This window comes from Rathayibacter sp. Leaf296, from assembly GCF_001423045.1.
Classification (GTDB): Bacteria; Actinomycetota; Actinomycetes; order Actinomycetales; family Microbacteriaceae; genus Rathayibacter; species Rathayibacter caricis.
On record NZ_LMNR01000002.1, the window covers coordinates 1,004,607 to 1,031,511 of the forward strand.

Here is a 26,905-nt window from a genome sequence, read left to right on the forward strand (position 1 = left end):
ACTCCTGTCGGCGACCCTCCAGCGGCCGGCGTCAGGCGCGGTTCGCCTCGCCGACCACGGCGTCGTCGTCGTCATCGCTCGGCGGGATGGTGCAGAGGTGCTCGGCGACCAGTCCGGCCACCAGCAGGACGATCGATCCCGCGATCGTGGCGACGTCCTGCCACACGGAGCCTAGCGAAGGCACCGCGCGGCTCAGCAGGTAGACCAGGATCCCGCCCGAGGCTCCCAGCAGCAGCGCTCCGACCAGGCTCGAGGCCTTCGCGAGCACCACGACGCGCATCGCGCGGAACGGATCGATCCGTCGGCGCAGCGTTCCCGTGGTGGCCCGGTGGATCGGGATCGCGAAGGCGAGGACCACGACCGCGACCACGACCAGGGTGAGCGGCACCGTCAACGGCGGCAGCAGCACGGGGCGACCGGAGGAGGCGATCGCCAGGTCGAGGAGGAACCCCGCCACGGCGCCCGCGAGGGCGAGGCCGAGCAGAGTGCTGAGGCGGGTGCGCGTCACGGAGTGCTGCTCTCGGGGTCGGGTGTTCCGGGGGCGGTGCTCGTCGGTGCGCTCGCGGCGCGGGCGCCCCTCCACGCTATCGCTCCGGGCCACGGATGCACCGGGTCGCTCGCCAGGGCCCGCAGCCGCGCGACGGAGCCGTGCCCCGGCAGCACCGCGTCGGGCTCGACGTCGAGCCACGGCTCGAGGACGAAGGCGCGCTCGGCGGCGCGGGGGTGCGGGAGGGTGAGGTGCGGGTCGTCGCGGACGACGGCTCCGACCGTGATCAGGTCGATGTCGAGCGTGCGGTCGCCCCAGCGCTCCTCGCCCTCGCCCCGGAGTCGCCCACCGGCGCGCTCGATCGCGGAGGTCGCCGCGAGGAGGTCCTCGGGATCCAGCGTCGTGGATCCGATGACCACCGCGTTGAGGTAGCCGGGTGCGTCGTGGTCGACCCCGTCGAGCTTCCACGCGGGGGTCTCGACGACCTTCGAGACGGCGTGCACGCGCAGACCCGGAGTGGTGGCGAGCGCGCGGACCGCCTCCTCCAGGTGCGCGAGGCGGTCGCCGAGATTGCTGCCGAGCGCGAGGACGACCCGGCGCTCCGGGAGGATCCGCTCCTGCCGGGGCCTCACGAGCGGATCCGGGTGATCTGCACGGCGACGTCGTCGAACGGCAGCGGGATGGGCGCGTCGGGCTTGTGGACGGTGATGCGCACCACGTCGGCCGCCGCGAAGCCGAGCGCGACGGCGGCGAGGCGCTCGGCGACCGTCTCGATGAGGTCGACCGGGTCGCGGGTCACCGCGTCCGCCAGCGCGAGGGCGAGCTCGCCGTAGTGGACCGTCTCGGCGAGGGCGTCGGCGCCGGCGGCCGGCGCGACGTCGAGCCAGACGGTCGCGTCGATCACGAAGTCCTGACCGTTCTCGCGCTCGAAGTCGAAGACGCCGTGGTGCGCCCGCACGCGCAGCCCCGTGAGGGTGATCGAGTCGCGCAGGGCGAGGGCGGCGGGGTCGACGGCGGACGGGACGGACTCGGTCACGGGAGCTCCTCGTGCAGGCGGGCGGAGAGCGCCAGGGCGCGCGCGCTCGAGCGGACGTCATGCACCCGGACCCCCCAGGCGCCACGGTCGGCGGCGAGGAGGCTGAGCATGGCGGTCACGTCGTCGCGCTCGGAAGCGGCGGCCTCGGCGGCGAACGGAGCGAGGAAGCGCTTGCGCGAGTGCCCGACGAGCACCGGGAAGCCGAGCGACACGATCGAGTCGAGGTGCGCGAGGAGGGCCCAGTCGTGGCCGCCGTTCTTCGCGAAGCCGAGTCCCGGGTCCAGGATCAGGCGGTCGTCGCGGATGCCCGCCTCGCGCGCCGCGTCGATCCGGCGCTCCAGCTCGCCCCGCACCTCGCCCACGACGTCGGCGTAGGAGGCGAGCGCGTTCATGTCGGCGCTGTGGCCGCGCCAGTGCATGGCGATGTAGACGGCGCCGCGCTCGGCGACGAGCGGCAGCATCGCGGGGTCGGCGAGACCGCCCGAGACGTCGTTGACGACCAGCGCTCCCGCGTCCAGGGCGGCCTCCGCCGTCGCCGCGCTCATGGTGTCGATGCTGACCTGCACGCCCTCCGTCGCGAGCGCGCGGACCACGGGGAGCACGCGCGCCTGCTCCGCGTCGGCGTCGACGCGTGCGGCGCCGGGACGGGTGGACTCGCCGCCGACGTCGATCAGGTCGGCGCCGAACGCCGCTGGCCCGTCGCCGCTCGAGCGCGTCATGCCGATGCCGTGCCGCACGGCGTCGTCGACGGAGAACCAGCGACCGCCGTCGCTGAAGGAGTCGGGGGTGACGTTGAGGATCCCGAGCAGGGCGGCGCGCCCGGTCGGCGCGAGGTCGGCGGCGGAGGGGGGCACGTCACTCCCCCCGGGCGGCGCCGATCAGCGCGATGATCTCGGCGCGGGCGGCGGGCTCGGCGAGGGTGCCGCGGGCGGCGACCGTGACGGTCGAGCTGCGGGTCTGGCGCGGCCCGCGCATCCGGACGCAGCCGTGCTCGGCGTCGACCACGACCACGACGCCCTCGGGCGCGAGGCCCGTCTGGATCACGTCCGCGATCTGCTCCGTCAGCCGCTCCTGGAGCTGGAGGCGCGAGGCGACGGTCTCGACGACGCGCGGCAGGCGGCCGAGGCCGACGACCCGCTCCCCCGCGCGGTAGGCGATGTGCGCGACGCCGACGAACGGCAGGAGGTGGTGCTCGCAGACGGAGCGGAACGCGAGATCGCGGACGATCACGGTCTGCCCGTCGGGGTGCGCGGTCGCCTCGCCCTCGACGACCGCGAAGGTCTCGTCGAGGTGGGAGGCGGGATCGACGTCGCTCTCGCCGAAGAACTCCTCGTACGCCTCGGCGAAGCGCCGCGGCGTGGAGGCGAGCCCCTCACGGCCGGGGTCGTCCCCGATGGCCGCGAGGAGCTCGACGACGGCGGCCTCGATGCGCGCCCTGTCGACGGCCACGGGAGCCTAGGCCGTCGCGGGACGCGGGTTGATCAGCGGCGGACGCTGCGGCGCGGTCTGCTCCGTGCTCTCGGAGACGACTCCTCCGTCGGTCGCGCCCGCGTCGATCGGGGCCTTGGCGGCCGGGATCGCGATGGGCGGGAGGTCGGACAGCGGGCGCTTGTCGCTCGAGAGCCACTGCGGGCGCTCGTCGATGCGGCGGACGTCCTTGAAGATGTCGGCCAGCTGGTCGTGGTCGAGCGTCTCCTTCTCGAGGAGGTCGGCGGCGAGCCGGTCGAGGATGTCGCGGTTGGCGTTGATGACCTGCCACGCCTCGTCGTGCGCCTGCTCGATGAGCTGCCGGGTCTCGGCGTCGACCCGCTCGGCGATCTGCTCGGAGTAGTCGCGCTGGTGGCCCATGTCGCGGCCGAGGAACATCTCGCCCGAGGACTGGCCCAGCTTGACGGCTCCGACGTTCGAGGACATGCCGTACTCGGTGACCATCTTGCGGGCGATCGCGGTCGCCTTCTCGATGTCGTTCGACGCTCCCGTGGTGGGGTCGTGGAAGACGATCTCCTCGGCGACGCGGCCGCCCATGGCGTAGGTCAGCTGGTCGAGGAGCTCGTTGCGGGTGGTCGAGTACTTGTCCTCGAGCGGCAGCACCATCGTGTAGCCGAGGGCGCGGCCGCGCGGCAGGATCGTCACCTTGGTGACGGGATCGGTGTGGCGCATCGCGGCGGCGGCGAGAGCGTGCCCGCCCTCGTGGTACGCCGTGATCAGCTTCTCCTTGTCGCGCATCACGCGCGTGCGGCGCTGCGGACCGGCGATGACGCGGTCGATCGCCTCGTCGAGCGCACGGTTGTCGATCAGCTGAGCGTTGGAGCGGGCGGTGAGCAGCGCGGCCTCGTTGAGGACGTTCGCGAGGTCGGCACCGGTGAATCCGGGGGTCTTGCGGGCGACGACCTCGAGGTCGACTCCCTCCGCGAGCGGCTTGCCGCGGCCGTGCACCTCGAGGATGCGCTTGCGGCCGAGCAGGTCCGGAGCGTCGACGCCGATCTGGCGGTCGAAGCGGCCGGGGCGCAGGAGCGCCGGGTCGAGGATGTCGGGGCGGTTGGTCGCCGCGATCAGGATGACGTTCGTCTTGACGTCGAAGCCGTCCATCTCGACGAGGAGCTGGTTCAGGGTCTGCTCGCGCTCGTCGTGGCCACCGCCCATGCCGGCACCGCGGTGACGGCCGACGGCGTCGATCTCGTCGACGAAGATGATGGCCGGCGAGTTCTCCTTCGCCTGCTGGAACAGGTCGCGCACGCGGCTCGCGCCGACTCCGACGAACATCTCGACGAAGTCGGAGCCCGAGATGGAGTAGAACGGCACGCCCGCCTCTCCCGCGACGGCGCGGGCGAGCAGGGTCTTCCCGGTTCCGGGAGGGCCGTACAGCAGCACGCCCTTCGGGATCCGCGCACCGACCGCCTGGAACTTCGCGGGCTCCTTCAGGAACTCCTTGATCTCGTGCAGCTCCTCGATGGCCTCGTCGGCACCGGCGACGTCCTGGAACGTGACCTTCGGCGACTCCTTCGAGACCAGCTTCGCCTTCGACTTGCCGAACTGCATGACGCGGTTGCCGCCGCCCTGCATGCCCGAGAGCATCAGCCAGAAGAACGCGCCGATCAGGAGGATCGGGAGCAGGAAGCCGAGCGCGGACAGGAACCAGTTGGTCTGCGGGACCTCGTCGTCGTAGCCGTCCGACGGGTCGGCCGCGGTCACGGCGTCGATGACCTCGGTGCCGCGCGGAGCCACGTAGTAGAACTGCACCTGCGTGCCGTTGTCGCCGTCGGCCTGCGAGAGCGTCAGGTCGACCCGCTGCTCCCCGTCGACGATCTTCGCCGACTCGACCCGGCCGTCCTGCAGCAGCTGGAGGCCCTCCTGCGTGCTGATCTGCCGGAACCCGGACATCGTGATCAGAGAGGACCCGATCCACACCGCGACGATCGCGAGGACGACGTAGAGAATGGGACCCCGGAAGATGCGCTTGACGTTCATGAATGTTGCGGGTGGAGACCCGGCACCTTTCTGACGGAGAAATGTGAGTGTCAGGCTACCTCCCGCACTCTGAACGCGCCCCGCGCGTTCGCCGTGGGCGTGCGTCGCGCGGTCCGACTCGTCAGCGGGTTGGGAGGAGGCGCGCGGCGGCCTCGGTGGCGAGGACCGCTCCGAGCTGGGCCGAGAGGGTGGCGGGCAGGGTCGGCGGGGCGTCCCAGCGCGGTCCGGCGAGCAGGACGCCGTTCCTCTCCCCGGACCGCCAGAGCGCGTCGACGCTGCCGAGGACGAAGGAGCGGAGGCGCTCGGCGGTCGCGGGGGCGACCCCCTCCGTCAGCGCGAGATCGACGAGGTGGCGGTAAGCGATGCCGCCGAAGAGGGCGCCGTCGCCCGCGCCCTGGTCCACGAGGACGCCGTCGGGAGCGAGGCGGTCGATCAGGTCCTCGGCCGTGCGGGACGCGTGGGCGACGAGGCGCGCATCCGGCTGCAGTCGGTGCAGGGCGAGCGCCGAGCCGATGTAGACGCCGTGGTTGTAGCTGAAGGCCCAGTCGTCGCGCACCGAGCCGCCCTCGCGGCCGATGCCGTCGGCGACGAAGCCCGACTCGTCGTCGCGCAGCCGCACGTGCATCCAGTCGAACGCCGCGCGGGCGAGCACCTCGCGCCCGTCGGGACGCAGCAGCTCGAGCCGCGCGCCGAGGATCGCGAACGGCCCGTTCGCCGGGGCGTTCTTGTAGTCGAGCTGACTCCGGCGCCAGGCGAGGCTCGCTCCGTGGCGGAGGTTCCAGCCCGTCCGGGCGGAGAAGCGCCAGAGCCGGTCCGCGCGGTCCAGCCAGCGCGGCTCGCCCGACGCCGCTCCGAGACGCGCGAGCGCGCCTCCGAGCCACATCATGTCGTCGAAGTAGCCGTTGACCAGGCGCCCGCCGTTGCGGAGCCGGATCGCCCGGTGCACGCGTCGCGCCCGGTCGAGGTGCGCCGCGTCTCCGGTGCGCTCGAACGCGTCGACCGCGGCGTCGATCGCGTGCGCGAGCCACCAGTAGTGGAACGGCGCGTCGGCGGCGACCGAGGTCGGATAGCTCGCGTGGTACCCGATCAGGGGCGCCCGGAACAGCCGGTCGAGGCTGCGCTGCGCGACGTCGGCCCGCTCGGCGGGCGGAGTCGGATCAGGCGTAGACGTGAGGTGCGAGGATCGCGACATCGCGGAGGTTGCGGTAGCGCTCGGCGTAGTCGAGGCCGTAGCCGATGACGAAGTCGTTGGGGATGTCGAACCCGACGTACGCGACGTCGACCTCGACCTTCGCGGCGCGGGGCTTGCGGAACAGCGCGCAGATCTCGACCGACTCCGCGCCCCGGCTCCGCAGGTTGCCCTGCAGCCACGAGAGGGTGAGACCGGAGTCGATGATGTCCTCGACGATCAGCACTTTGCGGTCGGTGATGTCGGTGTCGAGGTCCTTCAGGATCCGCACGACGCCCGAGGACTTGGTGCTGCTGCCGTAGGAGGAGACGGCCATCCAGTCCATGACGATGTCGATCTTGAGCTCGCGGGCGAGGTCGGCCATGACCATCACGGCGCCGCGCAGGACGCCCACGATGAGCAGGTTCTCCCCGGCGTAGTCGCGCTCGATCGCGCGGGCCAGGTCGCGGATCCGCGCGTGGATCTCGGCCTCGGTGTAGAGGACCTCGGTGATGTCGTCGGCGATGTCGGCTGCTTCCACCCGATCACTCTACGGCCGGTCCGCGATCGGTCAGCGCGGGCGGGCCGGGGCGAAGACGAGGTCGGGGCCGGAGCGGGTCGCGAGGACGCCGGGGAGGTCGACGCCCTTCTGGCCGTGCCAGTCGGTGACGAGCGCGGCGACGGCGAGCGTCTGCGCGCGCGAGAGCGAGACTCCGAACTCGTTCGACACGACGAGGCGGATGATGCGCTGCCGCAGCGCGGGCGGATCCGCCGCGAGACCGCGGGCGTCGACCGTCACGTGGCCGTCGTCGTTCTGGCCGACGAGCTCGAGCGCCCAGTCGAGCGCCATCGCGTCGAGCGCGTCGCCGTCCTCGCGCAGCTGCTCGGCCGTGCGGGCCAGCGCCTCGGCCACGCCGGGTCCGAGCTCGTCCTCGAGAACGGGCAGCACCGAACGGCGCACGCGCACCCGGGAGTAGCGGACGTCGACGTTGTGCGGGTCGTCCCACGGTTCGAGGCCGGCGTCGGCGCACGCGGCCCGCGTCGTCGCTCGGCGGAGACCGAGCAGCGGCCGCCGCAGCGGTCCGCTCACCGGCGCCATGCCGTGCAGGCTCGCGGCGCCGGCTCCGCGGGCGAGACCCAGGAGGACCGTCTCGGCCTGATCGTCAAGCGTGTGCCCGAGGAGGACCGCGGCCGCCCCGGTCGCCTCGAGCGCATCGGCGAGGGCGCGGTACCGCGCGGTGCGGGCCGCCGCCTCCGGGCCGTCCTCCCCCTCCTGCACCGTGACGACCTCGACGAGGACGGGCGCGAGACCGAGTCCGTGCGCCTGCTCGGCGGCGCGACGGGCGACTCCGTCCGACCCCTCCTGCAGGCCGTGGTCGACGATCACGACGCCCGCGCGCAGCTCGGCACGCGGCGCCTCGAAGGCGACGGCTGCGGCGAGGGCGAGGGAGTCGGCTCCTCCGCTGAGCGCGACGAGGACGAGGGAGCCGCGCTCGAGGCCGTCGAGGCCTGCGCGGACGGCTCGGCGCAGGTCGGCGACGGCGGGAGTCAGACGGGGGCGATCGGGCACATCAAGTAACGTTAGGCCAGCGATCCGGCCTGCGAGCGCTGCCGTGTGCACGCGCTCGGGAGGCGGATCCGATCCGCCGATGCGCCGCCCGCGGCGCCACCGACTCAAGGAGCGAACATGGCCGCATACGACGTCGTCGTAGAGATCCCCAAGGGCAGCCGCAACAAGTACGAGGTCGACCACGAGACCGGTCGCGTGTACCTCGACCGGGTGCTCTTCACCTCCTTCGTCTACCCGACGGACTACGGCTACTTCGAGAACACGCTGGGCCTGGACGGCGACCCCGTCGACGCGCTCGTGCTGCTCGAGTACCCGGTCTTCCCGGGCGTGGGCGTCTCGGTGCGCCCCGTGGGCGTGCTCAACATGAGCGACGAGGCCGGCTCCGACGCCAAGGTGGTCGTGGTCCCCGCGAAGGACCCGCGCTGGCAGCACATCCAGGACATCGGCGACGTGCCGGAGCAGACCAAGAACGAGATCAAGCACTTCTTCGAGCGCTACAAGGACCTCGAGCCCGGCAAGTGGGTCAAGGTCGAGGCGTGGGGCGACGCGGCCGAGGCCGAGCAGATCGTCCAGGACGGCATCAAGAAGCTGGCCGAAGAGGGTCACTGACCCCTCGGGCCGCCTCTCGAACGACGAGAACCCGCTCCCACACGAGTCCAGCGCTGCTGGATCGCCGGTGGGGGCGGGTTCCGTCGTTCGCGGGGAGCGCTAGGCGGTCGGGCGGCCTACCATGCCGGTCGGCACTCCCCAGATGGAGTGGATGCGCACCGGTGCGTTCGGGTTCGGCGCCTCGATGATCTGGCCGTTCCCGAGGTAGATGGCGACGTGGTAGTAGTCGCCCGCCGAGCCCCAGAAGATCAGGTCGCCGCGCTGACGGTCGCCGTAGGGCACCAGCTTCCCGTCGCCGGCCATGGTGTTGTACTGGTTGGTCGCGGAGTGCGTGCCGATGTACTGGCCGGCGGTGGCGTACGACTGCTTGGTCAGGCCCGAGCAGTCCCAGACGTCGGGGCCCATGCCGCCGAGCACGTAGCGCTCGCCGAGCTGCGCGGACGCGTACGAGATGGCGGTCTCGACGGCGTTCGTCTGCGGCGGCCCGACGGGGGCGGGAGCCGGAGCGGGTGCGGGCGCCGGAGCGGGCTGGACGGGAGCCGGGGCCTGGACGGGCGGCGGCGCGGGAGCCTCGACCGGAGGCGGCGCGGGCTGAGAAGGCGCAGGCGGCTGCACGGGCGTCGGAGGCTGGACGGGCGGCGCCGGCTGCACGGGCGGCGCCGGCTGGACGGGCTGCTGCACCGGAGGCTGCTGCGGGGGTGCCGCCGGACGGGACGGCGTGGTGCCCGCCGGAGCGGTCACGAGGGGAGCGGGACGCGAGTCCTCCTCCGTCGCCGCGGCCTCGGCATCGGCCTGCGCGCGCGCCGCGGCGGCGGCTGCGGCGGCCTCGGCGCGCTTCTGCTGCTCGCCCGCGAGGAACGCGGTCTCGACCTCGACGGTGGAGTCCTTGAGCAGGGCGAGCTGCGCGATGAGCTCGGAGGACTTCGCCTCCTGCACGGCCAGCGCCGACCGGGCGGACTCGGCGGCGGAGTCTGCCGTCGCGCGGGCGCGGTCCGCCTCGTCCGAGAGCTTCCGGTGCTCGTCGACCGCCACGTCGGCCTGCTCGGCGAGCGACTCGGCGAGCTGCTTGTCGGCGAGCGCGTCGGCGTAGACCTTCTGCGACTGCTCCGACAGCTGCGACATGGCGCCGAGCTGGTAGAGCAGATCCCCGGCGTCCTCGCCGCGCGCGACGAGGCTCATCGAGAGGTCCCCGCCTGCGGCGCGGGAGAGGTGAGCGGCGAGCAGGCCCGCGCGCATCCGCGACGTCTGCGCCTTCGTGGACGCCTCGACGGCGCGGTCCTCGAGATCGGTGACGGTCTGCGCGGCGGCGGCCAGCGCATCCGTCGCCTGGCGCCAGGTCTCGGCCTTGCGCATCGCCTCGACGGAGGCCTCGTCGACCGCGGTCTGGAGCCCAGCGACGAGCCCGGTGATCGAGTCGATCTCGGCCTGCTTCGCGGCCTCGTCGAGCTTGGCGTTCTGCACGTCGTCCCACGAGGGGTACTTCGGATCGTCGGCGGTCGCGGGCGTGAGCCCGAAGGACGCCGTGATCGCGGTCACGGCGAAGGCGGCCGACACCGCGATGGGGAGGCGTCCCTTCCAGGCCCGCTCTCGCGGTGCCGGGGTGAAGCTCCGAGCGGTGGTGCGGGGGTCAACCAAGGGTCACTCCTCGTGCGGCCATGAAGGGCTGGGCGTTGACGGCGGTGCCGTTCACGCGGGTCTCGTAGTGCAGGTGGCAGCCCGTCGACGCGCCGGTGGAGCCGACGGACGCGATCTGCTGACCCGCCTCGACCCGCTCGCCGACGCGCACGTAGATGCCGCCCGCGATGATGTGGGCGTAGCCGGTGCTGATGCCCTCGCCGTGGTTGATCTCGATCCAGTTGCCGTACGTGCCGAAGACGCCGGCGTAGGTGACCGTGCCGCTGTGCGCGGCGAAGATCGGGGTGCCGCACGGGGCCGCGAGATCGGTGCCGCGGTGGGACGAGCTGGTCGAGCCGCCGCCCGTCGAGATCGTGCCGCGCGGGCCGAAGGTGCCGGTGATCCGTCCGTTGACGGGCTCCACCCAGCCGGAGTCGCTGACCGCGGTCGATCCGCCGCCCGCGGAGGGCGCCGGTGCGGTGTAGTTCGAGCCGCCCGTGCTCGGGCGCGGTGCTGCTGCGGCTGCTGCGCGGGCCGCTGCGGCGGCGATCCGCTGGGCCTCGGCGGCGGCCTGACGAGCGGCGGCCTCCTCGGCGAGCTTGCGCTGGCGCTCGGCCTCCCGCGCCGCGACTCCGGCCTGGTACTCGGCGACGGTGCGCGACTCGGTGTCGCGGAGGGCGGCGAGCTGCTGCTCGAGCACGATGCCCTGCTGCTGCTGCTCGGCGAGGACCGACTCCGACGCCTGCTGGGCCGCAGTGGCCTCGGCCAGCGCGGCCTCGGCCGACTGCCGGAGGCGCTCGCGCTCGGTGCGGGCGACCTCGGCCTGGTCGGCCAGCGAGGACGCCGTGTTGCGGGCCGTGCTCGCCTGCTCGTAGATCGCGTTCGAGCGCTCGACGAGCTTGGTCATGTTGCCGATGCGGCCGAGCAGGTCTTCCGACCCGCCGCTCTCGCCGTTGAGGAAGATGTTGACCGACAGATCCGTGCCGGTCGTGCGGTAGAGCTGCGCGGCGAGGAGGCCGGCCTGCTGCGAGGCGGCGTCGGCCTCGTCGGCGCTCTCGGTCGCGCGGGCGTCGAGTCCGGCGGCCTTGTCGGCGGCCTCGTCGAACTTCTCCTGCGCGGCGAAGTACTCGGCACCGCGCTCCTCGGCGAGCTGCTGAGCGGCGGCGACCTCGTCCTGGAGGTCGGCGATCAGCGAGGTGATGCTGTCGACCTGGGCGGCCGCGGCCGCGGTGTCGCCCTTGGCGGCCTCCACATCGGCCCACGTCGGGTACTCGACGGCCTGAGCCGGAGTGGCGACCAGGAGCCCGGCGACGAGAGCGAGCGTCGCCGAGGCGAGGGCCGTGGTGCGCAGTCGCCCGAGCCGTGGCGCGGCCGACGACGGTGCGGGGCTGCGGCGGCGCGGGAGAGAGAGCATGGGACCTCGGGGTTGCAGGGGGAGCCGGAGTCCGGACAGGCGGAGGGGACCGCCACCGGGGGAAGGGCAATTCCGACCAACCCTAACCAAGCCCCTACCGGTATGCCTAGGGACCGGGCAACCCCGGACGGGGTTCGTGGCGTGTGCGGAACGTTCGGATTTTGCATCCGGGGCGATCATCCGTATGCTTGCGTGTCGGTAGTCATGGTGGGGTCGGCCGCAGGGTCAGCTCTGCAGCTTCCGGCCCCATCGTTTAGTGGCCTAGGACGCCGCCCTTTCACGGCGGTAGCACGGGTTCGAATCCCGTTGGGGTCACGAAGACGACACCGAGAAGATCCGGTCGGTGACGACCGGGGTGAAAATCGAATAGCCTCGAAGGCAGTATGCTTGTCTTCGCAACGAGGCCCTGTAGCGCAGCTGGTTAGCGTGCCGCCCTGTCACGGCGGAGGTCGCGGGTTCAAGTCCCGTCAGGGTCGCAAAGGGGCCCTTCCGAGAGGAAGGGCCTTTTTCAGCGGCGTCCTCGTCGCAACGGCTCTGTAGCTCAGTTGGTAGAGCGCACGACTGAAAATCGTGAGGTCACGGGATCGACGCCCGTCGGAGCCACGGAAACCCTCGCCTAGCTTCTACATGGCGGGGGTTTCTCTCGTTCCCCCGGGACGTCCGCGGGGCTCGCCCGCCGCGCCGTTCGCCCAGGGGCGCTGCGTAGCCTGGTGAGGCCATGAATCCCGCCGCCTTCCCGCCGCCCGATCCCTCGACCGTCGCTCCCGAGGAGCCCGCGGTCGTCTCGACCGGCGGATGGCCGGCCCCGCAGCAGGCCCTCGATCTGCAGCCGTCGGTCGAGGCGCCGTACTCGTCGCTCCTCTACCTCCCCGATCCGCGGGTGCGCTGGGGGCTGCCCACGGCCGTGCTGACGATCGCCGGGATCGTGCTGCCGCTCGCGGTGCTGATCGTGCTGTTCGGGCTCGGCGTGCTCCCCTACTCCCCCGCGCTGGCCTTCGCCGGCGCGTTCGGCAGCTACCTCATCGGGCTCGTCGTACCGGTGCTCGCCTCGCGGCTGCGCGGGCTGAAGTCGCTCGCCCGCGACTACGGGCTCACGTTCCGCTGGATCGACGTGCCGATCGGCATCGGACTCGGGATCGCCGTGCGGATCGTGATCGTCCTCGTGCTGATCGGGTTCTCGCCGTTCCTCCAGGAGGCGCAGGGCAACCTCGCACTCGAGCCCGACCCGGTGTGGTTCGTGCTGAGCTCGGTGGTGATCCCCGTCGTCGTCGCGCCGATCGTCGAGGAGATCCTGTGCCGCGGCGTCGTGATGCGGGCGGTGCGCAACCGGATGCTGCGGACGAAGGCCGAGGCCGCTCCTCCGACACGGGGACGGCGCGTCTGGGCGGCGGTCTTCAGCATCGTCGCGTCGACGCTCGTCTTCGCGCTGCTGCACGGGCACCAGATGGTGAACCCGGCGACCATCGTGACGCTCGGAGTGACGACCGTCGTCGCCGGTCTCGCCCACGGCTGGATCGCGACGGCGACCGGGCGGCTGGGCGCGGCGATCATCTCGCACGCGACGCTCAACGGCAGCGCGGTGCTGCTGCTGGTGCTGGTGACGGCGCTCGGCTGAGCGGGAGCGCCGCTGCGCGAGCTGCTCGACCTCAGACGTCGAGGGCGCGCAGGGGCGGGCGCTCGATCGGGAGCTCGCCGCGGACCTGCTTGTGCAGGCGCTCCATGTCGGCGTCGAGGGCGGCGGCGGTGCGGGCGGCGTCGGCCAGGCCGTCGAGCAGCTCGGAGGGCACCTGGCGGTCGTACTTGTAGTAGATCTTGTGCTCGAGGCTGGCCCAGAAGTCCATGGCGATGGTGCGGAACTGGACCTCGACGCAGACGTCGACGGAGCCTCCGGAGAGGAACACCGGCACCTCGACGATCGCGTGCAGGCTCTTGTAGCCGTTCTCCTTCGGCGATGCGATGTAGTCCTTCACCTCGAGGACGGTCACATCGGACTGCGAGGTGAGCAGCTCGAAGACGCGGTAGACGTCCGAGACGAAGCTGCAGGTGATCCGCACACCCGCGATGTCGGTGATCGCCCCCGCGATGCCCTCGAAGGTGGTGTCGCAGCCCTTGCGCTCGATCTTCTCGATGAGGCTGTCTGCCGACTTCAGCCGGCTCGAGACGTGCTCGATCGGGTTGTACTCCTGCAGCTCGCGGAACTCCTCCTGCAGGATCGACACCTTGGTGACGATCTCGTCCATGCCGAACTTGTACTGGAGCATGAACCGCGCGAAGTCGTCGCGCAGCGCCCGGATCTCGGCGACGGTGCCCGCGTCGAGCGCCTGCGCCCCGGCGTCCGAGAGCGGAGGGACGGGCGAGGGGTCGGGCGAGCGCGGATCCACAGTCGGACACCCTACGCGGACCCGCCCGCCGGGCCGGTGTGAGGTCGGCATGGATCCCCTCACGGCCGCGGCCGCGATACTGAATGCCGTGAGCACCGCCGACTCCGCCGCCGCGCCTGCTGCCGCCTATCCCCCGCCCGACCCGGACACCCTGGTGCCCGGGCGGCCGCCGCGGCGCCGGCTCTCCCGCACGGGACGCCGGGTGGTCGCGGGCGGTGCGGCCCTCCTCCTGCTGGCCGGCGGGGGCACGACCGCGGTGCTCGTCCGCGACGCACTGTCGGAGCAGAGGTACGAGGAGGCGGCGGAGCGGTTCGAGCGGACCGCCGCCGAGCACGATCGGGCGGCGGCCTCGTGGCAGGCGCTCGAGGACTCGGTGGAGGGCGAGACGGCCGAGATCCGGCCGGCGCTCGAGGAAGCGGGCGACGCGGCCGTCGATCCCGCGGCCCGGGACGCGTACCGAGCGGCCATCGACGCCGTTGTCGACGCGGCGGACGACGTGCCGGTCGCCGAGACCGCTGCGGCGGATGCCCCGGAGGCCCCGGAGGGCGCGGACGAGCGCTTCGCCGCGGCCGACGCTCTCGACGCCGACTCCCACGCGCTCGCCTCCGAGGCCGCCGGCCAGGACGAGCAGCGGGAGCGCATCCGCCCCCTGCTCGCTGCTGTGACGGACGCCGCCACCGCGTTCACGGAGAGCACCGCGGCGAAGGCCGACGCGCTGGTGGCGAGCAGCACCGCAGCGTCGCACCAGTCGCGCTGGCTCGTCGAGCGGGCGCTCTACGGCTACGGCTCCGAGCGGGCGGCGGTGCGCCTCTCGGAGCCCACCGCTCTGCGGGCCTACCTCGCGCAGGCCGAGGTGATGCGGGTGTCGCAGGAGGAGGGACTCGTCGAGCGCGCCGCCCCGGACTGGCCGCGGAAGCAGCAGGTGCTCGACTTCGCCGACTCGATCTCGGGCGGCGTCCCGATCGACATCGAGTGGCGCGAGAGCATCGAGATCGCCGGCACGGCCTACGGCGACCGCGACTCCGGTGCGGGGCTCGCCACCTGGAGTCTGCAGGAGGGGGCGCCGTCGCAGATCCAGCTCACCGAGAGCATCCAGCGCTACTGGGACGCGAGCTGGACGGTGGGCCTGGTCGCGCACGAGGTCGGCCACTCCATCACGTCGAAGGAGAGCTGCTACGACCTGTACCGCGCGGCTCCGTTCGACGGCGACGACGAGAAGTGGGCGACGGCGTGGGCGCTCTCGCTGGGGTACACCGACGGGTCCGGCGTCGAGCCGTACGGCGACCCGGGCGAGGACGCGATCGCGGTCGCCGCGGGATGCCGGTGAGGCGTCCTAGCCTGGAGCGATGAGCTCCGAGCCGCGTCCGCTGCGCTACTGCGCGTTCGTCATGAACACCGCCTCCCACATCCAGCACGGGCTATGGCGGCATCCGGACGCGCGGCAGCACGAGTTCGACGACGTGCAGCTGTGGATCGACCTCGCCCGGACGCTGGAGCGGGGCCGGTTCGACGCGATGTTCTTCGCCGACGTCGCCGGGCTCTACGGTCCGGCGGACGGCGACTGGGAGGTCAACGCCCGCGAAGGGCTGCAGCTGCCGAGCAACGATCCGTCGGTGCTGCTCTCGGCGCTCGCCGTGAGCACCGAGCACCTGGGCTTCGCGTTCACCAGCTCGGTGCTGCAGTCGCATCCGTTCGACTTCGCGCGGAAGGTCTCGACCCTCGACCACCTCTCGAGGGGGCGGATCGGCTGGAACATCGTCACGAGCGCGCTCGACGGCGCCGCGCGCAACTTCGGCTACGACCGGCTCGAGGAGCACGACGAGCGCTACGCGTGGGCGCAGGAGTACCTCGACGTCGTCTACAAGCTGTGGGAGGGGTCGTGGGACGACGGCGCGCTGCTCCGCGACAAGTCGGGCGCGTTCGCCGACGCGTCCCGCATCCACCGCATCGACCACGTCGGGAAGCGCTACCGGGTTCAGGGTCCGCACCTGTCGGCTCCGTCGCCGCAGCGCACGCCGGTGCTGTTCCAGGCCGGCTCCTCCCCCGCCGGTCGGCGCTTCGCGGCGCGCAACGCGGAGGCGCAGTTCGTCTTCTCGGGGTCGCCCGAGAAGACCCGCGAGCTGATCGCCGACACCCGCCGTCTGGCCGCGGAGGCGGGGCGCGAGGCCGACGTGCCGGCGTTCTACCTCGGCCTGTCGTTCATCACGGGCGACACGGAGGAGGAGGCACGCCGGGCCGAGCGCGAGATCGACGAGTACCTGTCCTCGGACGCGTTCCTCCTGCACTCGAACCTCGGGTTCGACCCGAAGACGGGTGAGAAGCTCGACCCGGACCTGCCGCTGTCGAAGATCGAGACGTACGCCGGCCAGAGCCACCTGCAGTGGATCCGCGACGCCTCTCCCGACCGCGAGCCCACGGTGCGCGACCTCGCGCGGCTCTCGGCGAAGCTCCGCGGTCGCGTGATCGGCACTCCGGAGCAGATCGCCGACCACCTGGCCGAGTGGCGACACTCCGGGATCGACGGGATCAACGTCGTGAACTGGATCCTGCCGGGCAGCTACGAGGAGTTCGTCGACCGGGTGATGCCGGTGCTGCAGGAGCGCGGTCTCGCGCAGACGGAGTACGCGGAGGGGACGCTGCGGCGGAAGCTGTTCGGCACCGACGAGCTGCCGTCGACCCATCCGGCGCGGGCCTACCGGGGGGCGTTCGCCTGAGGCCGGTCCGGCAGCACTCCGTCGGGAGGGGGAGGGATCCGGGCGCCGGCCCGCCTAGCGTGGAGTGATGACCACTCTGCCGACCACCGTCTTCTTCTCGCTGTACATCGTCCTCGTGGTGGTGGGCGCGGTGCTCGCCGTGGTCCTGGTGGTGCTGCTGTGCCGCCTGGCGATCGCCGCGCGCGAGACCCTGCAGACCACGACGCGACTCCGCGAGCTGCAGATCGTGCGGCTGCTCGAGGAGGAGGACGACGGGGTTCCGCCGCAGAAGCTCGACTAGGGCAGCGCGGGGTGCGGGTCCGGCTTCGGAGCCCGCGGGATCAGCAGGCCGAGCACGACCGCGATCACGGCTCCGATCGCGCCGATCACGAAGGTCAGCCGGAACCCCTCCGAGCTCGGCACCTCGACGGCGCCGACCGATACGGTCAGCTGCGCCAGCACGGCCGCGGTGACGGCCGAGGACAGCGTCGTGCCGAGGGTGCGCATCAGCGAGTTCAATCCGTTCGCCGCCGCGGTCTCGGAGGCGGGGACGGCGTGCATGATCAGCGTCGGCATCGCGGCGTAGGCGAGTCCGAGACCGACCCCGATCAGGGCGTTGACCACGAGGATCTGCCACACCTCGCTGCCGAACGGCAGGATCAGCACATACGAGACCGCGATCAGCGCCGCACCCGAGATCAGCACGACCCGCGGCCCGGAGCGCGAGGAGAGCGACGCGGCGACCGGTGACGTCGCCATCATCGCGAGGCCGGAGGGGGCGAGCACCAGGCTCGCGACGATCAGGCTGAGGCCGAAGCCGGCTCCGGAGGCGGTCGGCAGCTCGAGCATCTGCGGCAGGGTGATCTGCGCGCCGAAGAACGCGAAGCCGACCGCCACCGACGCGAGGTTGGTGAAGAGGACCGCCGGGCGGACGGCGACGCGGAGGTCGACGAGCGGGCTCTGCTGCCGGAGCTCGAACCGGCCCCAGAGCACGAGCACCGCGAGTCCGCCGAGACCGGACGCGACGATCGCGGGGCTCGTCCAGCCCGCGTCGTTGCCGCGCGAGACCGCGATGAGCACCCCGCTCAGGCCGATCGCGAGGCCGATCGCGCCGACCACGTCGAAGCGGCCGGGCGACCGCAGCGTCGACACCGGGACGACGAGCAGGATCAGCACGATGTCGAGGACGCCCAGACCGGCGGACATCCAGAACAGGACGTGCCAGTCGGTGCTCTGCGCGATGAGGGCGCTGAGCGGGAGTCCGAGCGCGCCGCCGATGCCCAGCGTGGCGCTGACCAGGGCGATGGCTCCGGGCAGGCGGTCGCGGTGCAGGGTGTCGCGCAGGATCGAGATGCCCAGCGGGATCACGCCCATCACCGCGCCCTGCAGCGCGCGACCGACGACCAGTGTCCACACGTCGCCGGCGAACGCGCAGACGACGGAGCCGAGCACGAGCACCACGAGCGCCGCGACGGCCATCCTCCGCTTGCCGTAGAGGTCGCCGAGGCGGCCCGACACCGGAGTGAGGATGCACGCGCTGAGGAGCGTCGCGGTGATCACCCACGCGGTCTCGCCGCGGTCGGCGTCGAGCAGCGTCGGCAGCTCGGACTGGATCGGCACGACCAGCGTCTGCATGAACGAGGCGCTCATGCCCGCGAAGGCGAGGACGGCGGTGATCAGACGCGGATCGGGCGAACGGGTGAGGGAGCGTCTGTCGGAGTCGGGCACGCAGGTCCTTCGGGTCGGCGGAAACGTATTGCTCAGCTTTGCATCGGCCGGCTCCGTCATCGAACCGCGGGCGGGCTCGGAACCTTCCCGATCGGCTCCCTTCCCGTGCGCGGCGGGCGGGACGAGGATGTGCGCATGATCGACATCGAGAACTGGATCGCCGGCTACGAGACGGCGTGGGCAAGCGACGACCCCGCCGACATCGCCGCGCTCTTCACCGAGGACGCCGAGTACTTCACGGCCCCGCACCGCGACGCGATCACTCCGCGCGACGCGATCGTGGAGTGGTGGCGAGCGGAGTCGGAGCCGGCCGAGCCGACCTTCGCGTGGGGCCTCGTGGCGCTGACGGACGGGACGGCGGTGGTGCAGGGGCGGACCGTGTACCCGGGAGCGGAGACGTATCTGAACCTGTGGATCATCCGCTTCGCCCCGGACGGGCGGGCGTGCTCGTTCACGGAGTGGTTCATGGAGGAGCCGGCGGACTCGGTGTCGTAGGGGCGCGGGTGCGCGGGGTCTCGATACGCCGCTGCGCGGCTACTCGACCAGCAGAGGCGGCGTCAGAGCTGGGCGCCCGGGACGGCGAAGGTGTCGCAGTCGACGGCGTCGCCCTCGAAGCCGGCCTCGAACCAGCGCTGGCGCTGTTCGGCCGAGCCGTGGGTCCAGCCCTCGGGGTCGACCGTGCCGGTCGCCTGCTCCTGGATCCGGTCGTCGCCGACCGCCGCGGCCGCGCCCAGGGCGTCCTGGTACTCCTGCGCAGTGACCGGCTTGAGGTAGGGCGTGCCGGTCTCGTCCGGGACCGTCGACGCATCGCCGACCCACGCGCCGGCGAAGCAGTCGGCCTGCAGTTCGAGGCGGACCGAGTCGGAGTCGGGGCCGGAGCCGGAGCGGTCGGCCGACTCCATCGCGCCGGTCAGGTTCTGGATGTGGTGGCCCCACTCGTGGGCGAGGATGTACATCTGCGCGAGCGATCCGCCCGAGGTGTCGAACCGGGTCCGCAGCTCGTCGAAGAACTCGGTGTCGAGGTAGATGGTCTGGTCCGGCGGGCAGTAGAACGGTCCGACGGCGGCCGTCGCGCCGCCGCATCCGGTGCTCGTCTGGGTGTCGAAGAGCTCCACGCCGGCCGGAGTCGTGTAGGTCGCGCCGATCGTGCCGGTCGCGGTGCCCCAGTAGCGGTCGAGCGACTCGGCGGCGCCCTCGAGGCGGCAGTCGACCTCGGCGTTGGCGTCGGCGCCGCTGTCGCAGGCGACCGCGGTGCTGGTGATCTGCTCGGGCGAGGTGCCGCCTCCGCCGCCGAGGACCTCGCCGAGACCGCTCAGGTTCACGCCCAGCAGCTGCGACAGCAGCGCGAGCACGACGACGACGCCCGCGCCGCCACCGACGGCGATGCCCGTGGTGCGTCCGCGCCGGCGGACCTTGCCGCCGCTGAGCTGGGAGTCGTCGTTGAAGGTCATGCGGTCACGGTAGTGCTCCGGCGCCGACCGCCGCCGGGGCTTGCGGAGGGGCGGCTCAGCCCCAGCGCGACTCGCTCGTGGCCCGGATGATCTCGAGGAGCGCGTCGCGCAGAGGCCCGTGCTCGAGGCTGCCCGGGAACATGTCGACCTCGAGCCGGTGCGCGCGCTGCCACGCCTCGGTGCCCTTGGCTGTCAGCGAGACGAGCTGGCGACGGCGGTCGGCGGGGTCGCTCCTGCGCTCCACGTGGCCCTCGCGCTCCAGCCGCTCGATGGTGCGCGACATGGTCTGCACCTCGACGTGGGCCGACGCGGCGAGCGCCTTCTGCGCCACGGGACCCCCCTGCAGCAGGTGGAGGACGATGAGGCCCGCGTGGGTCAGGCCGATCTCGGCGAGCGCGCCGTGCCAGGCGTGCTCGATCATCCGGGACGCCGTCGACAGCAGCCGGCCCGTGGGCCAGCTGTCCATCTCCGAGGCGGCGTCCGGGCGCATCCGCTCAGGATAGACCCGGCCGCCGGCCCCCTCGGCTCACTCCGCGAAACGGTCGGTCGCCCCGATGAGCGCGTCCAGGATGCCCGGCTCGTCGAACGCGTGGCCTGCGTCGGCGATGAGGTGGAAGTCGGCCTCGGGCCACGCGCGGTGCAGGTCCCAGGCGGTGAACGCGGGGGTGCACATGTCGTAGCGGCCCTGGACGATGACCGCGGGGATGCGGCGCAGCACCTCCGCGTCGCGGATCAGCTGCCCCTCCTCGAACCAGCCCTTGTGCACGAAGAAGTGGTTCTCGATCCGCGCGAAGGCGAGCGCGAAGGCGGGATCGGACCACGCCTCGATCATCTCGGGCTTCTGCAGGAGCGAGATGGTCGACGCCTCCCAGGTGGTCCAGGCGACGCCGGCCGGGCCGTGCACGGCCGGGTCCTCGTCGTGCAGGAGGCGGTAGTACGCCTCGATGAAGCTGCCGCGCTCGGAGGCGGGGACGACCGCGGTGTAGGACTCCCAGAGGTCGGGGTAGACGGCCGCCGCGCCGCCCTCGTAGAACCACTCGAGCTCGGCGCGGCGCAGGGTGAAGATCCCGCGGAGCACGATCTCGCTGACCCGATCCGGGTGCGTCTCGGCGTACGCGAGGGCGAGGGTCGAGCCCCAGGAGCCGCCGAGGACGAGCCAGGTCTCGATGCCGAGGTGCTCGCGCAGGCGCTCGATGTCGCCGACGAGGTACCAGGTGGTGTTCGTCGAGAGGTCCGCACCGGGCTCGCTGGCGTGCGGGGTCGAGCGTCCGCACATCCGCTGGTCGAAGAGGACGATGCGGTACTTCGCGGGATCGAAGAGGCGGCGGTGGGCGGGCGAGGTGCCGGCGCCGGGGCCGCCGTGCAGGAACACGACGGGCTTGCCGTCGGGGTTGCCCGAGACCTCCCAGTAGACGGAGTGGCCGTCGCCGACGTCGAGCATGCCCGATTCGTAGGGCTCGATCTCGGGGTAGAGGGTGCGCATGCTCGGCACTCTACGGAGTCGCAGTGGCGCGTTCGGCGATCTCGGCGGCGCGGTGCGGGATCGACCGGGCGCGGCGGTGCCTCCGCTCGATCCCCTGACCGGCGTAGGCGGCGGCCACGATCAGGGCGGCGCCGAGGGCACCGAGAGGCCCGATCGCCTCGCCCGCGAGCACCGTGCCGACCAGCAGCGCCCAGACCGGCTCGGTCCCCATCAGGATGCTCGCCCGCGACGCGGAGGTGCGCCGCACCGCCCAGAGCTGCACGACGAAGGCGAAGACCGAGCAGAGCAGACCCAGGAAGAGCACGTTCCCCCAGTCCGCCGCGTCGAGAGCGGCTGCCGCGGCCGGGAGGGAGGGGCCGGCGATGAGCGAGAACGCGACGGCGCAGACGAGCATCTGCACGAGCACCACGCCGAGCGTGCCGTCGGAGCGCCCCCTGGTCAGGTGCCCGCTCGCCGTGACGTGGACGGCGCGGACCACCGCCGCGGCGATCACCAGCGCGTCGCCCGGGGCGGGCGCGCGGAGGCCGCCGTCCGAGACGAGCAGCGCGACTCCGACTACGGCCGCGACCGCGGCGACGAAGAACGAGCGCGGGAGCCACGAGCGCGACGCGAGGCCCTCGAGCACCGGGGTCATCACCAGCGCGAGGCTGATCAGCAGGCCCGCGTTGGTGGCGGAGGTGAGGTGCACACCCCAGGTCTCGAGGCCGATCACCGCGGCCTGCGAGCAGCCCAGCAGCGCGGCGATCGCGAGTCCCCGGCCGCGAGGGAGCCGCTCGCGGCGCGCGACGCAGAGCAGAGCGGTCGCCGCCGCGGCGACGAGGAAGCGGAGGGCGACGGCCGAGGGGACGCCGGTCTCGGCGGCCAGGTCCTTGGCGGCGAGGAAGCTGGCGCCCCAGACCGCGGCGACGCCGAGCAGGAGCAGATCGGCGGCGGTGTCGGCGGAGCGGCGGAGAGGCATGGGGCTACTGTCGAGGGCTGGACGATGAAGAGCAACGGGCATCGTCTTGATCGACGATGAAGGGAACGCTCATGGATCCGGCGCGACTCCGACTCCTCCGCGAGCTCGGCGACCGCGGGAGCGTCGCGGCCGTCGCCGCGGCGCTGCACGTCAGCGCCTCGGCCGTGTCGCAGCAGCTCGGCGCCCTGCAGGCCGGGATCCCGGTGCCGCTGACCGTGCGCAGCGGCCGCCGTCTCGTACTCACCGAGGCGGGCGAGGCGCTCGCCGTCGCGGGTGCGCGGGTGGAGGAGGCGCTCGCCGATGCCCGCGCGGCCGTCGGCTCGTTCCTCGAGCAGGACGACCGGCCGGTGCGCGTCTCGGCGTTCCACAGCGCCGGGCTCACCCTCTTCGGCCCGCTCCTGCGCGCCCTGGGCGAGGGCCAGCGGGTCGCGCTCGCCGACGCCGACGTCGCCCAGGACCGCTTCGCCGGCCTGACCGCCGACCACGACCTCGTGATCGCGCACCGCCTCGCGCACGACCCGGAGTGGCCGACGGCGCGCCTCGTCGTCGCTCCGCTGCTCGTCGAACCGCTCGACATCGCGCTGCACGCCGCGCATCCGCTCGCCGCGCAATCGAGCATCCGCCCCGAGCAGCTGCGCGACGAGCGCTGGATCTCGACGCACGAGGGCTTCCCCCTCGCGGGAGTGCTCGACCACCTCGGCGCGCTGGCAGGACGGGCCCCGCGCATCGAGCACCGGATCAACGAGTTCTTCGTCGCCGCCGAGGTGGTCCGCACCGGCGCCGCGATCGCGGTCATGCCCCGGGTCACGGCGGCGGCTCTCGCCGTCGACGGCATGGTGCTGCGGCCGGTCGAGGGGGTCGCGCTCGCGCGGCACGTGGACGTGCTCGCCCGGCCCGACGCGCTCGCGCACGCCCCGGTGCGGCGGGTGCTGAAGGTGCTGCAGGACGTGTCCGCCCGCTGACTCCTACCGCGCACGCAGGACCCGCGCCTACGCTCGGCGGCATGAGCACGCAGCGCACGCCGGTGAAGGTCACGGTCACGGGAGCGGGGGGCGCCATCGGCTACGCCCTGCTGTTCCGCATCGCCTCGGGTCAGCTGCTCGGGCCTGACGTCCCCGTGCGGCTGAACCTCCTCGAGATCCCGGCGGGGCTGCGCGCCGCCGCCGGGACGGCCCTCGAGCTGCAGGACGGAGCCTTCCCGCTCCTGGACGGGATCGAGGTGACGGACGACGCCGCCGCGGCCTTCGACGGTGCGAACGTCGCGCTGCTGGTCGGCGCCCGCCCGCGCTCGGCGGGGATGGAGCGCGCCGACCTGCTCGCGGCGAACGCGGGGATCTTCGGACCGCAGGGCGCCGCGCTGAATGCGCACGCCGCCGACGACATCCGGGTGCTGGTGGTCGGCAACCCGGCCAACACGAACGCCTGGATCGCCCGCGCGAGCGCCCCGGACATCCCGCACGGCCGCTTCACCGCGATGACGCGGCTCGACCACAACCGCGCCGTCGCACAGCTGGCCGCGAAGCTGGATGCGCCGGTCGCCTCGGTCGCCGGCGTCGCGATCTGGGGCAACCACTCCGCCTCGCAGTACCCGGACGCGACGCACGCGAGCGTCGACGGGCGTCCTGTGACCGAGCTGGTCGACTCCGCGTGGCTGCACGACGAGTTCGAGCCGCGCGTCGCGAAGCGCGGCGCCGAGATCATCGAGGTGCGCGGCGCGTCCTCGGCGGCGTCGGCCGCGGCCGCCGCGATCGACCACGTGCACGACTGGGTGACGGGGACCGACTGGACGTCGGCCGCCGTCGAGTCGGACGGGTCCTACGGAGTGGAGGAGGGGCTGATCTCGTCGTTCCCGGTCCGCTCGGTCGACGGCGAGTGGCGGATCGTCGAGGGGCTCGAGATCGACGAGTACTCGCGGCGCAAGATCGACGAATCGGTGCTGGAGCTGCGGGCCGAGCGCGACGCGGCGCGGGCGTACCTGCAGCGCTGAGCCCGCGCGCTCAGTGTCGCGGCGCCTTCTCGGGACGCGGGAGCGTGCCGTCGGCGCGGGCCGCCTCGTACCAGGCGCGCGCCTCCTCCTGCCGCGTCTGCTCGGCGCCGGTCGCGATCGCCGCACGGAGGTGCTCGGGGCCGTACCCGAACGCCGCGACGAGGGCGCCGGCGTGCGGGCGGAGGCGGGCCAGCAGACGGTCGATGTAGGAGGTCACCGCGACGGCGCGCTGCGACGAGAGCCGGCCGTGCAGCAGGTACCAGTCGAGGTGCTCCTCGATCAGGCCGAGGCCGAACAGGTCGCGGAGCCACGTCAGGACGGTGCGAGTGCCCTCGTCCTCGATCCGGGACAGCGCGTCGGTGAACGCCTCCCACTGGAGCAGCTGGGCGTGTGCGCGAGCCGCCTCGATCAGCTGGTCCTGGTGCGCGTTGAACAGGCGGGCCGCCTCGTCGGCCGGGAGCTTCGACGCCGATCGGAGCCGCGACGCGATGCCCGAGACCATGGTCTCGACGCGGCCGGTGAGCAGCTCGCGCTGGTCCTCGCGGAGCTGGCCGACGGAACGGGCGGTGGAGCCGCGGTCCGAGACGACCTGCGCGAGACGGCGGAGCCCCGAGGTGTCGACGGTCGCCTCCGCCACCTGCCCGACGGCGTAGCGCGCCAGCTCGGTGGGCTGGGCGTCCTTGAAGCGGCGTCCGACGTCGGTCAGCAGCCGCTTCGCGACGAGCTGCAGGAGCACCGTGTTGTCGCCCTCGAAGGTGACGTAGACGTCGAGGTCGGCGCGCAGCTGCGTGAGCCGGTTCTCGGCGAGGAAGCCCGCTCCTCCGCACGCCTCGCGCGCCTCCTGCAGGGTGTCGAGGGCGTGCCACGTCGAGAGCGCCTTCAGCCCGGCGGCGAGGGTCTCGAGGTCCTGGCGCGACTCGTCGGTGTCGTTCGCGCCCGAGAAGACGTCGTCGAAGGCGCGCAGGAGCTTGTCGTGCGCGAAGCCGGCCGCGTAGGTCGTGGCGAGGCGCGGGAGCAGCCGGCGCTGGTGGCGCTGGTAGTCGAGGAGCACCTCCTCGCGCTCCCCTCCCCCGGTGAACTGGCGGCGCTGGTCGCCGTAGGCCACGGCGATCGCCAGGGCGATGCGGGAGGCGGCGACCGCGGCTCCGTCGAGCGAGACGCGGCCCTGCACCAGGGTGCCGAGCATGGTGAAGAAGCGGCGGCCGGGGCTCGCGATCGGCGAGGAGTAGGTGCCGTCGGCCGCGACGGAGCCGTAGCGGTTGAGCAGGTTCTCGCGGGGCACGCGGACGTGGTCGAAGTGCAGGCGGCCGTTGTCGATGCCGTTCAGACCGCCCTTCAGGCCGTCGTCCTCTCCGCCGATCCCGGGGAGGAACGCGCCGGTCTCGTCGCGCAGGGGCACGAAGAACGCGTGGACGCCGTGGCCGACTCCGCGGGTGACGAGCTGGGCGAAGACGACGGCGGCACGGCCGTCGATCGCGGCGTTGCCGAGGTAGTCCTTCCACGCCGCGCGGAACGGGGTGGTCAGCACGAAGTCGCCGGTCTGCTCGTCGAAGGTGGCGCTGGTCGCGATCGAGGCGACGTCGGAGCCGTGACCCGTCTCGGTCATCGCGAACGCACCCGGGATCTCGAGGTTCATGATGCCGGGCAGCCACTTCTCGTGGTGCTCGCGGGTGCCCAGGTGCAGGACGGCCGCGCCGAAGAGGCCCCACTGCACGCCGGACTTGATCTGCAGCGAGGGGTCGGCGGTGACCAGCTCCTCGAAGCCGGCGATGTTGCCGCCGTGATCGGCGCCTCCGCCGAGGTCGGCCGGGAACGCGCGCAGCACGCCCTTCTCGGCGGCGAGGAGGCGCATCTGCCGCGTCACCCGCGCGCGGTGCTCGGCCATGGGGAGGCCGGTCTCGCCGTGGAGCTCGGGCCGGGCGGTCAGCGCGCGGGACGCGAGTCGCTGCTCCTTCCACTCGCCCAGCAGCAGCTCGCCGAGGGCGGCGACGTCGACGGAGGGCGAGCCGTCCTCGTCGAGGCGGGCGTCGACCTCGGTCCCGAGTGCGTCGATCGGAGGAGTGGGCGCGATGGCGCCGGCGCGGGAGCGGCGCTTGCGGGAGGTGCCGGTCGCGGCCTTCTCGGCGGCGTCCGCAGCGGAGCGGGGGCGGGGAGCAGTGGTGACCATGAGTGGAGGATCCCTTCGACCGGCCGCGTGCGACCGGAGCGGTGGGCCCGGTCGCTCCCCCGAAGCGTCGTGGATCAGGAGGCGGTCACTGCACGGTAGGTCGCTCTCGCGGAAGGCGGAAAGGTTCCGTCGCGGGGCGACAAAAGGGGGCGGGCGGAGGCGGCGGCGCGTTGTCGGAAGCGGCCAGGCGGGGCGCCGACGAGTGCTGCGGGCCCGTGAGTAGGCTCGCGGTATGAGCGAGCCGCCGCTTCCTCCGCCCCCGCCGCCGCGCCGCGAGCCGGAGCGCCCTGTGCCCGCCGCAGTGGTCGATCAGCGCCCGGCGGGACCGGGCACGCCGTGGACCGCTGCGCGCGCCCGGCGGCCGGTGCGGGTCTGGGACCTGGTGCTCACGATCGTGCTGCTGGCGGGCGAGTTCGTGCTGACCGCGCTGCTGTCGTACTTCGGGCTGTTCCTCGCGATGGCGAGCGACGCGTGCATGGGCGGGAACGACTGCGACTCCGGGCTGATCGGCGGCGGAGTGCTCGTCGCCGCGGGCGGCGTGTGGATCGGGATGCTCGTGGCACTGGTCGTGTCGATCGTGCTGCTGATCCAGCGGAGGATCACGTTCTGGGTGCCGATCGCCGGCACGGTGCTCTCGTTCGTCGCCACGTTCGCCGGCGCGGGGATGGCGATGGCCGGGACGGGCACGTGA

27 protein-coding genes and 3 tRNA genes are annotated in these 26,905 nt (G+C 72.8%); 12 read left to right on the top strand and 18 right to left on the bottom strand.

Going from position 1 to position 26,905, the window contains the following annotated elements:
- Positions 1-31: 31 nt before the first annotated feature.
- The 9 genes from ASF46_RS14900 to tilS all read right to left on the bottom strand — a co-directional run bounded on the left by ASF46_RS14900 (position 32) and on the right by tilS (position 7,729).
- Positions 32-508: a DUF3180 domain-containing protein gene (locus tag ASF46_RS14900; protein ID WP_056868623.1), complete on the bottom strand. Its 477-nt coding sequence runs from the start codon at positions 506-508 to the stop codon at positions 32-34.
- Complete coding sequence (gene folK, locus ASF46_RS14905; RefSeq protein ID WP_082485534.1) at positions 505-1,119, bottom strand: 2-amino-4-hydroxy-6-hydroxymethyldihydropteridine diphosphokinase; 615 nt, start codon at positions 1,117-1,119, stop codon at positions 505-507. Before folK ends, ASF46_RS14900 begins: the two co-directional genes overlap by 4 nt.
- The gene (folB, locus tag ASF46_RS14910; RefSeq protein WP_235576959.1) at positions 1,116-1,523 is read right to left on the bottom strand and encodes a dihydroneopterin aldolase; all 408 of its coding nucleotides are present in this window, start codon (positions 1,521-1,523) and stop codon (positions 1,116-1,118) included. The genes folK and folB overlap by 4 nt, the downstream gene beginning before the upstream one ends.
- Complete coding sequence (gene folP, locus ASF46_RS14915) at positions 1,520-2,377, bottom strand: dihydropteroate synthase (RefSeq protein ID WP_056868273.1); 858 nt, start codon at positions 2,375-2,377, stop codon at positions 1,520-1,522. Before folP ends, folB begins: the two co-directional genes overlap by 4 nt.
- 1 nt (position 2,378) lies before the next feature.
- Positions 2,379-2,972 (bottom strand): GTP cyclohydrolase I, encoded by a 594-nt coding sequence (gene folE, locus ASF46_RS14920; protein ID WP_055789828.1) that lies wholly within the window; start codon positions 2,970-2,972, stop codon positions 2,379-2,381.
- A gap of 6 nt (positions 2,973-2,978) precedes the next feature.
- Positions 2,979-4,991, bottom strand: coding sequence for an ATP-dependent zinc metalloprotease FtsH (gene ftsH, locus ASF46_RS14925; RefSeq protein WP_056868274.1), 2,013 nt, complete (start codon positions 4,989-4,991; stop codon positions 2,979-2,981).
- 121 nt (positions 4,992-5,112) lie between these two features.
- The gene (locus ASF46_RS14930) at positions 5,113-6,183 is read right to left on the bottom strand and encodes a glycoside hydrolase family 76 protein (RefSeq protein ID WP_056868275.1); all 1,071 of its coding nucleotides are present in this window, start codon (positions 6,181-6,183) and stop codon (positions 5,113-5,115) included.
- Positions 6,149-6,700: a hypoxanthine phosphoribosyltransferase gene (gene hpt / locus ASF46_RS14935; protein WP_056868276.1), complete on the bottom strand. Its 552-nt coding sequence runs from the start codon at positions 6,698-6,700 to the stop codon at positions 6,149-6,151. The genes ASF46_RS14930 and hpt overlap by 35 nt, the downstream gene beginning before the upstream one ends.
- 30 nt (positions 6,701-6,730) lie before the next feature.
- Positions 6,731-7,729 carry a tRNA lysidine(34) synthetase TilS gene (tilS, locus tag ASF46_RS14940; protein WP_056868277.1) on the bottom strand — a complete coding sequence of 333 codons (999 nt, stop codon included), beginning with the start codon at positions 7,727-7,729 and terminating at the stop codon, positions 6,731-6,733.
- Between the two features lie 117 nt (positions 7,730-7,846).
- On the opposite strand from tilS, the gene ppa reads away from it, so the two are divergent.
- Entirely contained in the window at positions 7,847-8,338 is a 492-nt protein-coding gene (ppa, locus tag ASF46_RS14945) for an inorganic diphosphatase (RefSeq protein WP_056868278.1), read from the top strand.
- Between the two features lie 99 nt (positions 8,339-8,437).
- Here the strand turns inward: ppa and ASF46_RS14950 are convergent, their stop codons facing one another.
- Both ASF46_RS14950 and ASF46_RS14955 read right to left on the bottom strand, forming a co-directional pair.
- On the bottom strand, positions 8,438-9,973 hold the full coding sequence (locus ASF46_RS14950) for an NlpC/P60 family protein (RefSeq protein ID WP_157602570.1): 1,536 nt from the start codon (positions 9,971-9,973) through the stop codon (positions 8,438-8,440).
- The gene (locus tag ASF46_RS14955) at positions 9,966-11,366 is read right to left on the bottom strand and encodes a M23 family metallopeptidase (RefSeq protein ID WP_056868280.1); all 1,401 of its coding nucleotides are present in this window, start codon (positions 11,364-11,366) and stop codon (positions 9,966-9,968) included. The genes ASF46_RS14950 and ASF46_RS14955 overlap by 8 nt, the downstream gene beginning before the upstream one ends.
- Before the next feature lie 242 nt (positions 11,367-11,608).
- Here ASF46_RS14955 and ASF46_RS14960 point away from each other — a divergent pair.
- The 4 genes from ASF46_RS14960 (at position 11,609) to ASF46_RS14975 (ending at position 12,981) form a co-directional block, all read left to right on the top strand.
- Positions 11,609-11,681: transfer RNA gene (locus ASF46_RS14960), tRNA-Glu, on the top strand.
- 87 nt (positions 11,682-11,768) lie between these two features.
- Positions 11,769-11,842, top strand: a tRNA-Asp gene (locus ASF46_RS14965).
- Between the two features lie 54 nt (positions 11,843-11,896).
- Positions 11,897-11,969: transfer RNA gene (locus ASF46_RS14970), tRNA-Phe, on the top strand.
- Between the two features lie 115 nt (positions 11,970-12,084).
- The gene (locus ASF46_RS14975; protein WP_056868281.1) at positions 12,085-12,981 is read left to right on the top strand and encodes a CPBP family intramembrane glutamic endopeptidase; all 897 of its coding nucleotides are present in this window, start codon (positions 12,085-12,087) and stop codon (positions 12,979-12,981) included.
- Between the two features lie 31 nt (positions 12,982-13,012).
- Here ASF46_RS14975 and ASF46_RS14980 read toward each other — a convergent pair whose 3' ends face one another.
- Positions 13,013-13,627, bottom strand: coding sequence for a GTP pyrophosphokinase (locus tag ASF46_RS14980; RefSeq protein WP_235576998.1), 615 nt, complete (start codon positions 13,625-13,627; stop codon positions 13,013-13,015).
- 208 nt (positions 13,628-13,835) lie between these two features.
- On the opposite strand from ASF46_RS14980, the gene ASF46_RS14985 reads away from it, so the two are divergent.
- The 3 genes from ASF46_RS14985 to ASF46_RS14995 all read left to right on the top strand — a co-directional run bounded on the left by ASF46_RS14985 (position 13,836) and on the right by ASF46_RS14995 (position 16,741).
- Entirely contained in the window at positions 13,836-15,074 is a 1,239-nt protein-coding gene (locus ASF46_RS14985; RefSeq protein WP_157602573.1) for a hypothetical protein, read from the top strand.
- A gap of 19 nt (positions 15,075-15,093) precedes the next feature.
- On the top strand, positions 15,094-16,461 hold the full coding sequence (locus ASF46_RS14990; protein ID WP_056868284.1) for an LLM class flavin-dependent oxidoreductase: 1,368 nt from the start codon (positions 15,094-15,096) through the stop codon (positions 16,459-16,461).
- A gap of 67 nt (positions 16,462-16,528) precedes the next feature.
- The gene (locus tag ASF46_RS14995) at positions 16,529-16,741 is read left to right on the top strand and encodes a hypothetical protein (RefSeq protein WP_056868285.1); all 213 of its coding nucleotides are present in this window, start codon (positions 16,529-16,531) and stop codon (positions 16,739-16,741) included.
- Here the strand turns inward: ASF46_RS14995 and ASF46_RS15000 are convergent.
- A complete protein-coding gene (locus ASF46_RS15000) occupies positions 16,738-18,168 on the bottom strand; it encodes an MFS transporter (RefSeq protein ID WP_268788649.1) in 1,431 nt (476 codons plus the stop codon). The two genes, ASF46_RS14995 and ASF46_RS15000, sit on opposite strands and share 4 nt — an antisense overlap.
- A 135-nt stretch (positions 18,169-18,303) precedes the next feature.
- Between ASF46_RS15000 and ASF46_RS15005 the strand changes: the two genes are divergently transcribed.
- Entirely contained in the window at positions 18,304-18,663 is a 360-nt protein-coding gene (locus ASF46_RS15005) for a nuclear transport factor 2 family protein (RefSeq protein WP_056868286.1), read from the top strand.
- A 62-nt stretch (positions 18,664-18,725) separates the two neighbouring features.
- Here ASF46_RS15005 and ASF46_RS15010 read toward each other — a convergent pair whose 3' ends face one another.
- From ASF46_RS15010 to ASF46_RS15025, 4 genes are read right to left on the bottom strand one after another with little or no spacing between them, the layout of a single operon-like run.
- Positions 18,726-19,619, bottom strand: a complete 894-nt coding sequence (locus ASF46_RS15010) for a neutral zinc metallopeptidase (RefSeq protein ID WP_056868287.1) — start codon at positions 19,617-19,619, stop codon at positions 18,726-18,728.
- 55 nt (positions 19,620-19,674) lie between these two features.
- Entirely contained in the window at positions 19,675-20,109 is a 435-nt protein-coding gene (locus ASF46_RS15015; protein WP_056868288.1) for a MarR family winged helix-turn-helix transcriptional regulator, read from the bottom strand.
- Between the two features lie 36 nt (positions 20,110-20,145).
- Positions 20,146-21,102 (bottom strand): prolyl aminopeptidase, encoded by a 957-nt coding sequence (gene pip, locus ASF46_RS15020; protein WP_056868626.1) that lies wholly within the window; start codon positions 21,100-21,102, stop codon positions 20,146-20,148.
- 10 nt (positions 21,103-21,112) lie between these two features.
- Positions 21,113-22,060 carry a DMT family transporter gene (locus ASF46_RS15025; RefSeq protein ID WP_056868289.1) on the bottom strand — a complete coding sequence of 316 codons (948 nt, stop codon included), beginning with the start codon at positions 22,058-22,060 and terminating at the stop codon, positions 21,113-21,115.
- A gap of 71 nt (positions 22,061-22,131) precedes the next feature.
- Here ASF46_RS15025 and ASF46_RS15030 point away from each other — a divergent pair, with 71 nt between their 5' ends.
- Positions 22,132-23,022, top strand: a complete 891-nt coding sequence (locus ASF46_RS15030; RefSeq protein WP_056868290.1) for a LysR family transcriptional regulator — start codon at positions 22,132-22,134, stop codon at positions 23,020-23,022.
- A gap of 41 nt (positions 23,023-23,063) precedes the next feature.
- On the top strand, positions 23,064-24,047 hold the full coding sequence (locus ASF46_RS15035) for a malate dehydrogenase (RefSeq protein ID WP_200919722.1): 984 nt from the start codon (positions 23,064-23,066) through the stop codon (positions 24,045-24,047).
- 10 nt (positions 24,048-24,057) lie between these two features.
- Here the strand turns inward: ASF46_RS15035 and ASF46_RS15040 are convergent, their stop codons facing one another.
- Positions 24,058-26,214 (bottom strand): acyl-CoA dehydrogenase, encoded by a 2,157-nt coding sequence (locus tag ASF46_RS15040; protein WP_082485537.1) that lies wholly within the window; start codon positions 26,212-26,214, stop codon positions 24,058-24,060.
- A 232-nt stretch (positions 26,215-26,446) separates the two neighbouring features.
- Here ASF46_RS15040 and ASF46_RS15045 point away from each other — a divergent pair, with 232 nt between their 5' ends.
- Positions 26,447-26,905 (top strand): DUF6264 family protein, encoded by a 459-nt coding sequence (locus ASF46_RS15045; RefSeq protein ID WP_157602576.1) that lies wholly within the window; start codon positions 26,447-26,449, stop codon positions 26,903-26,905.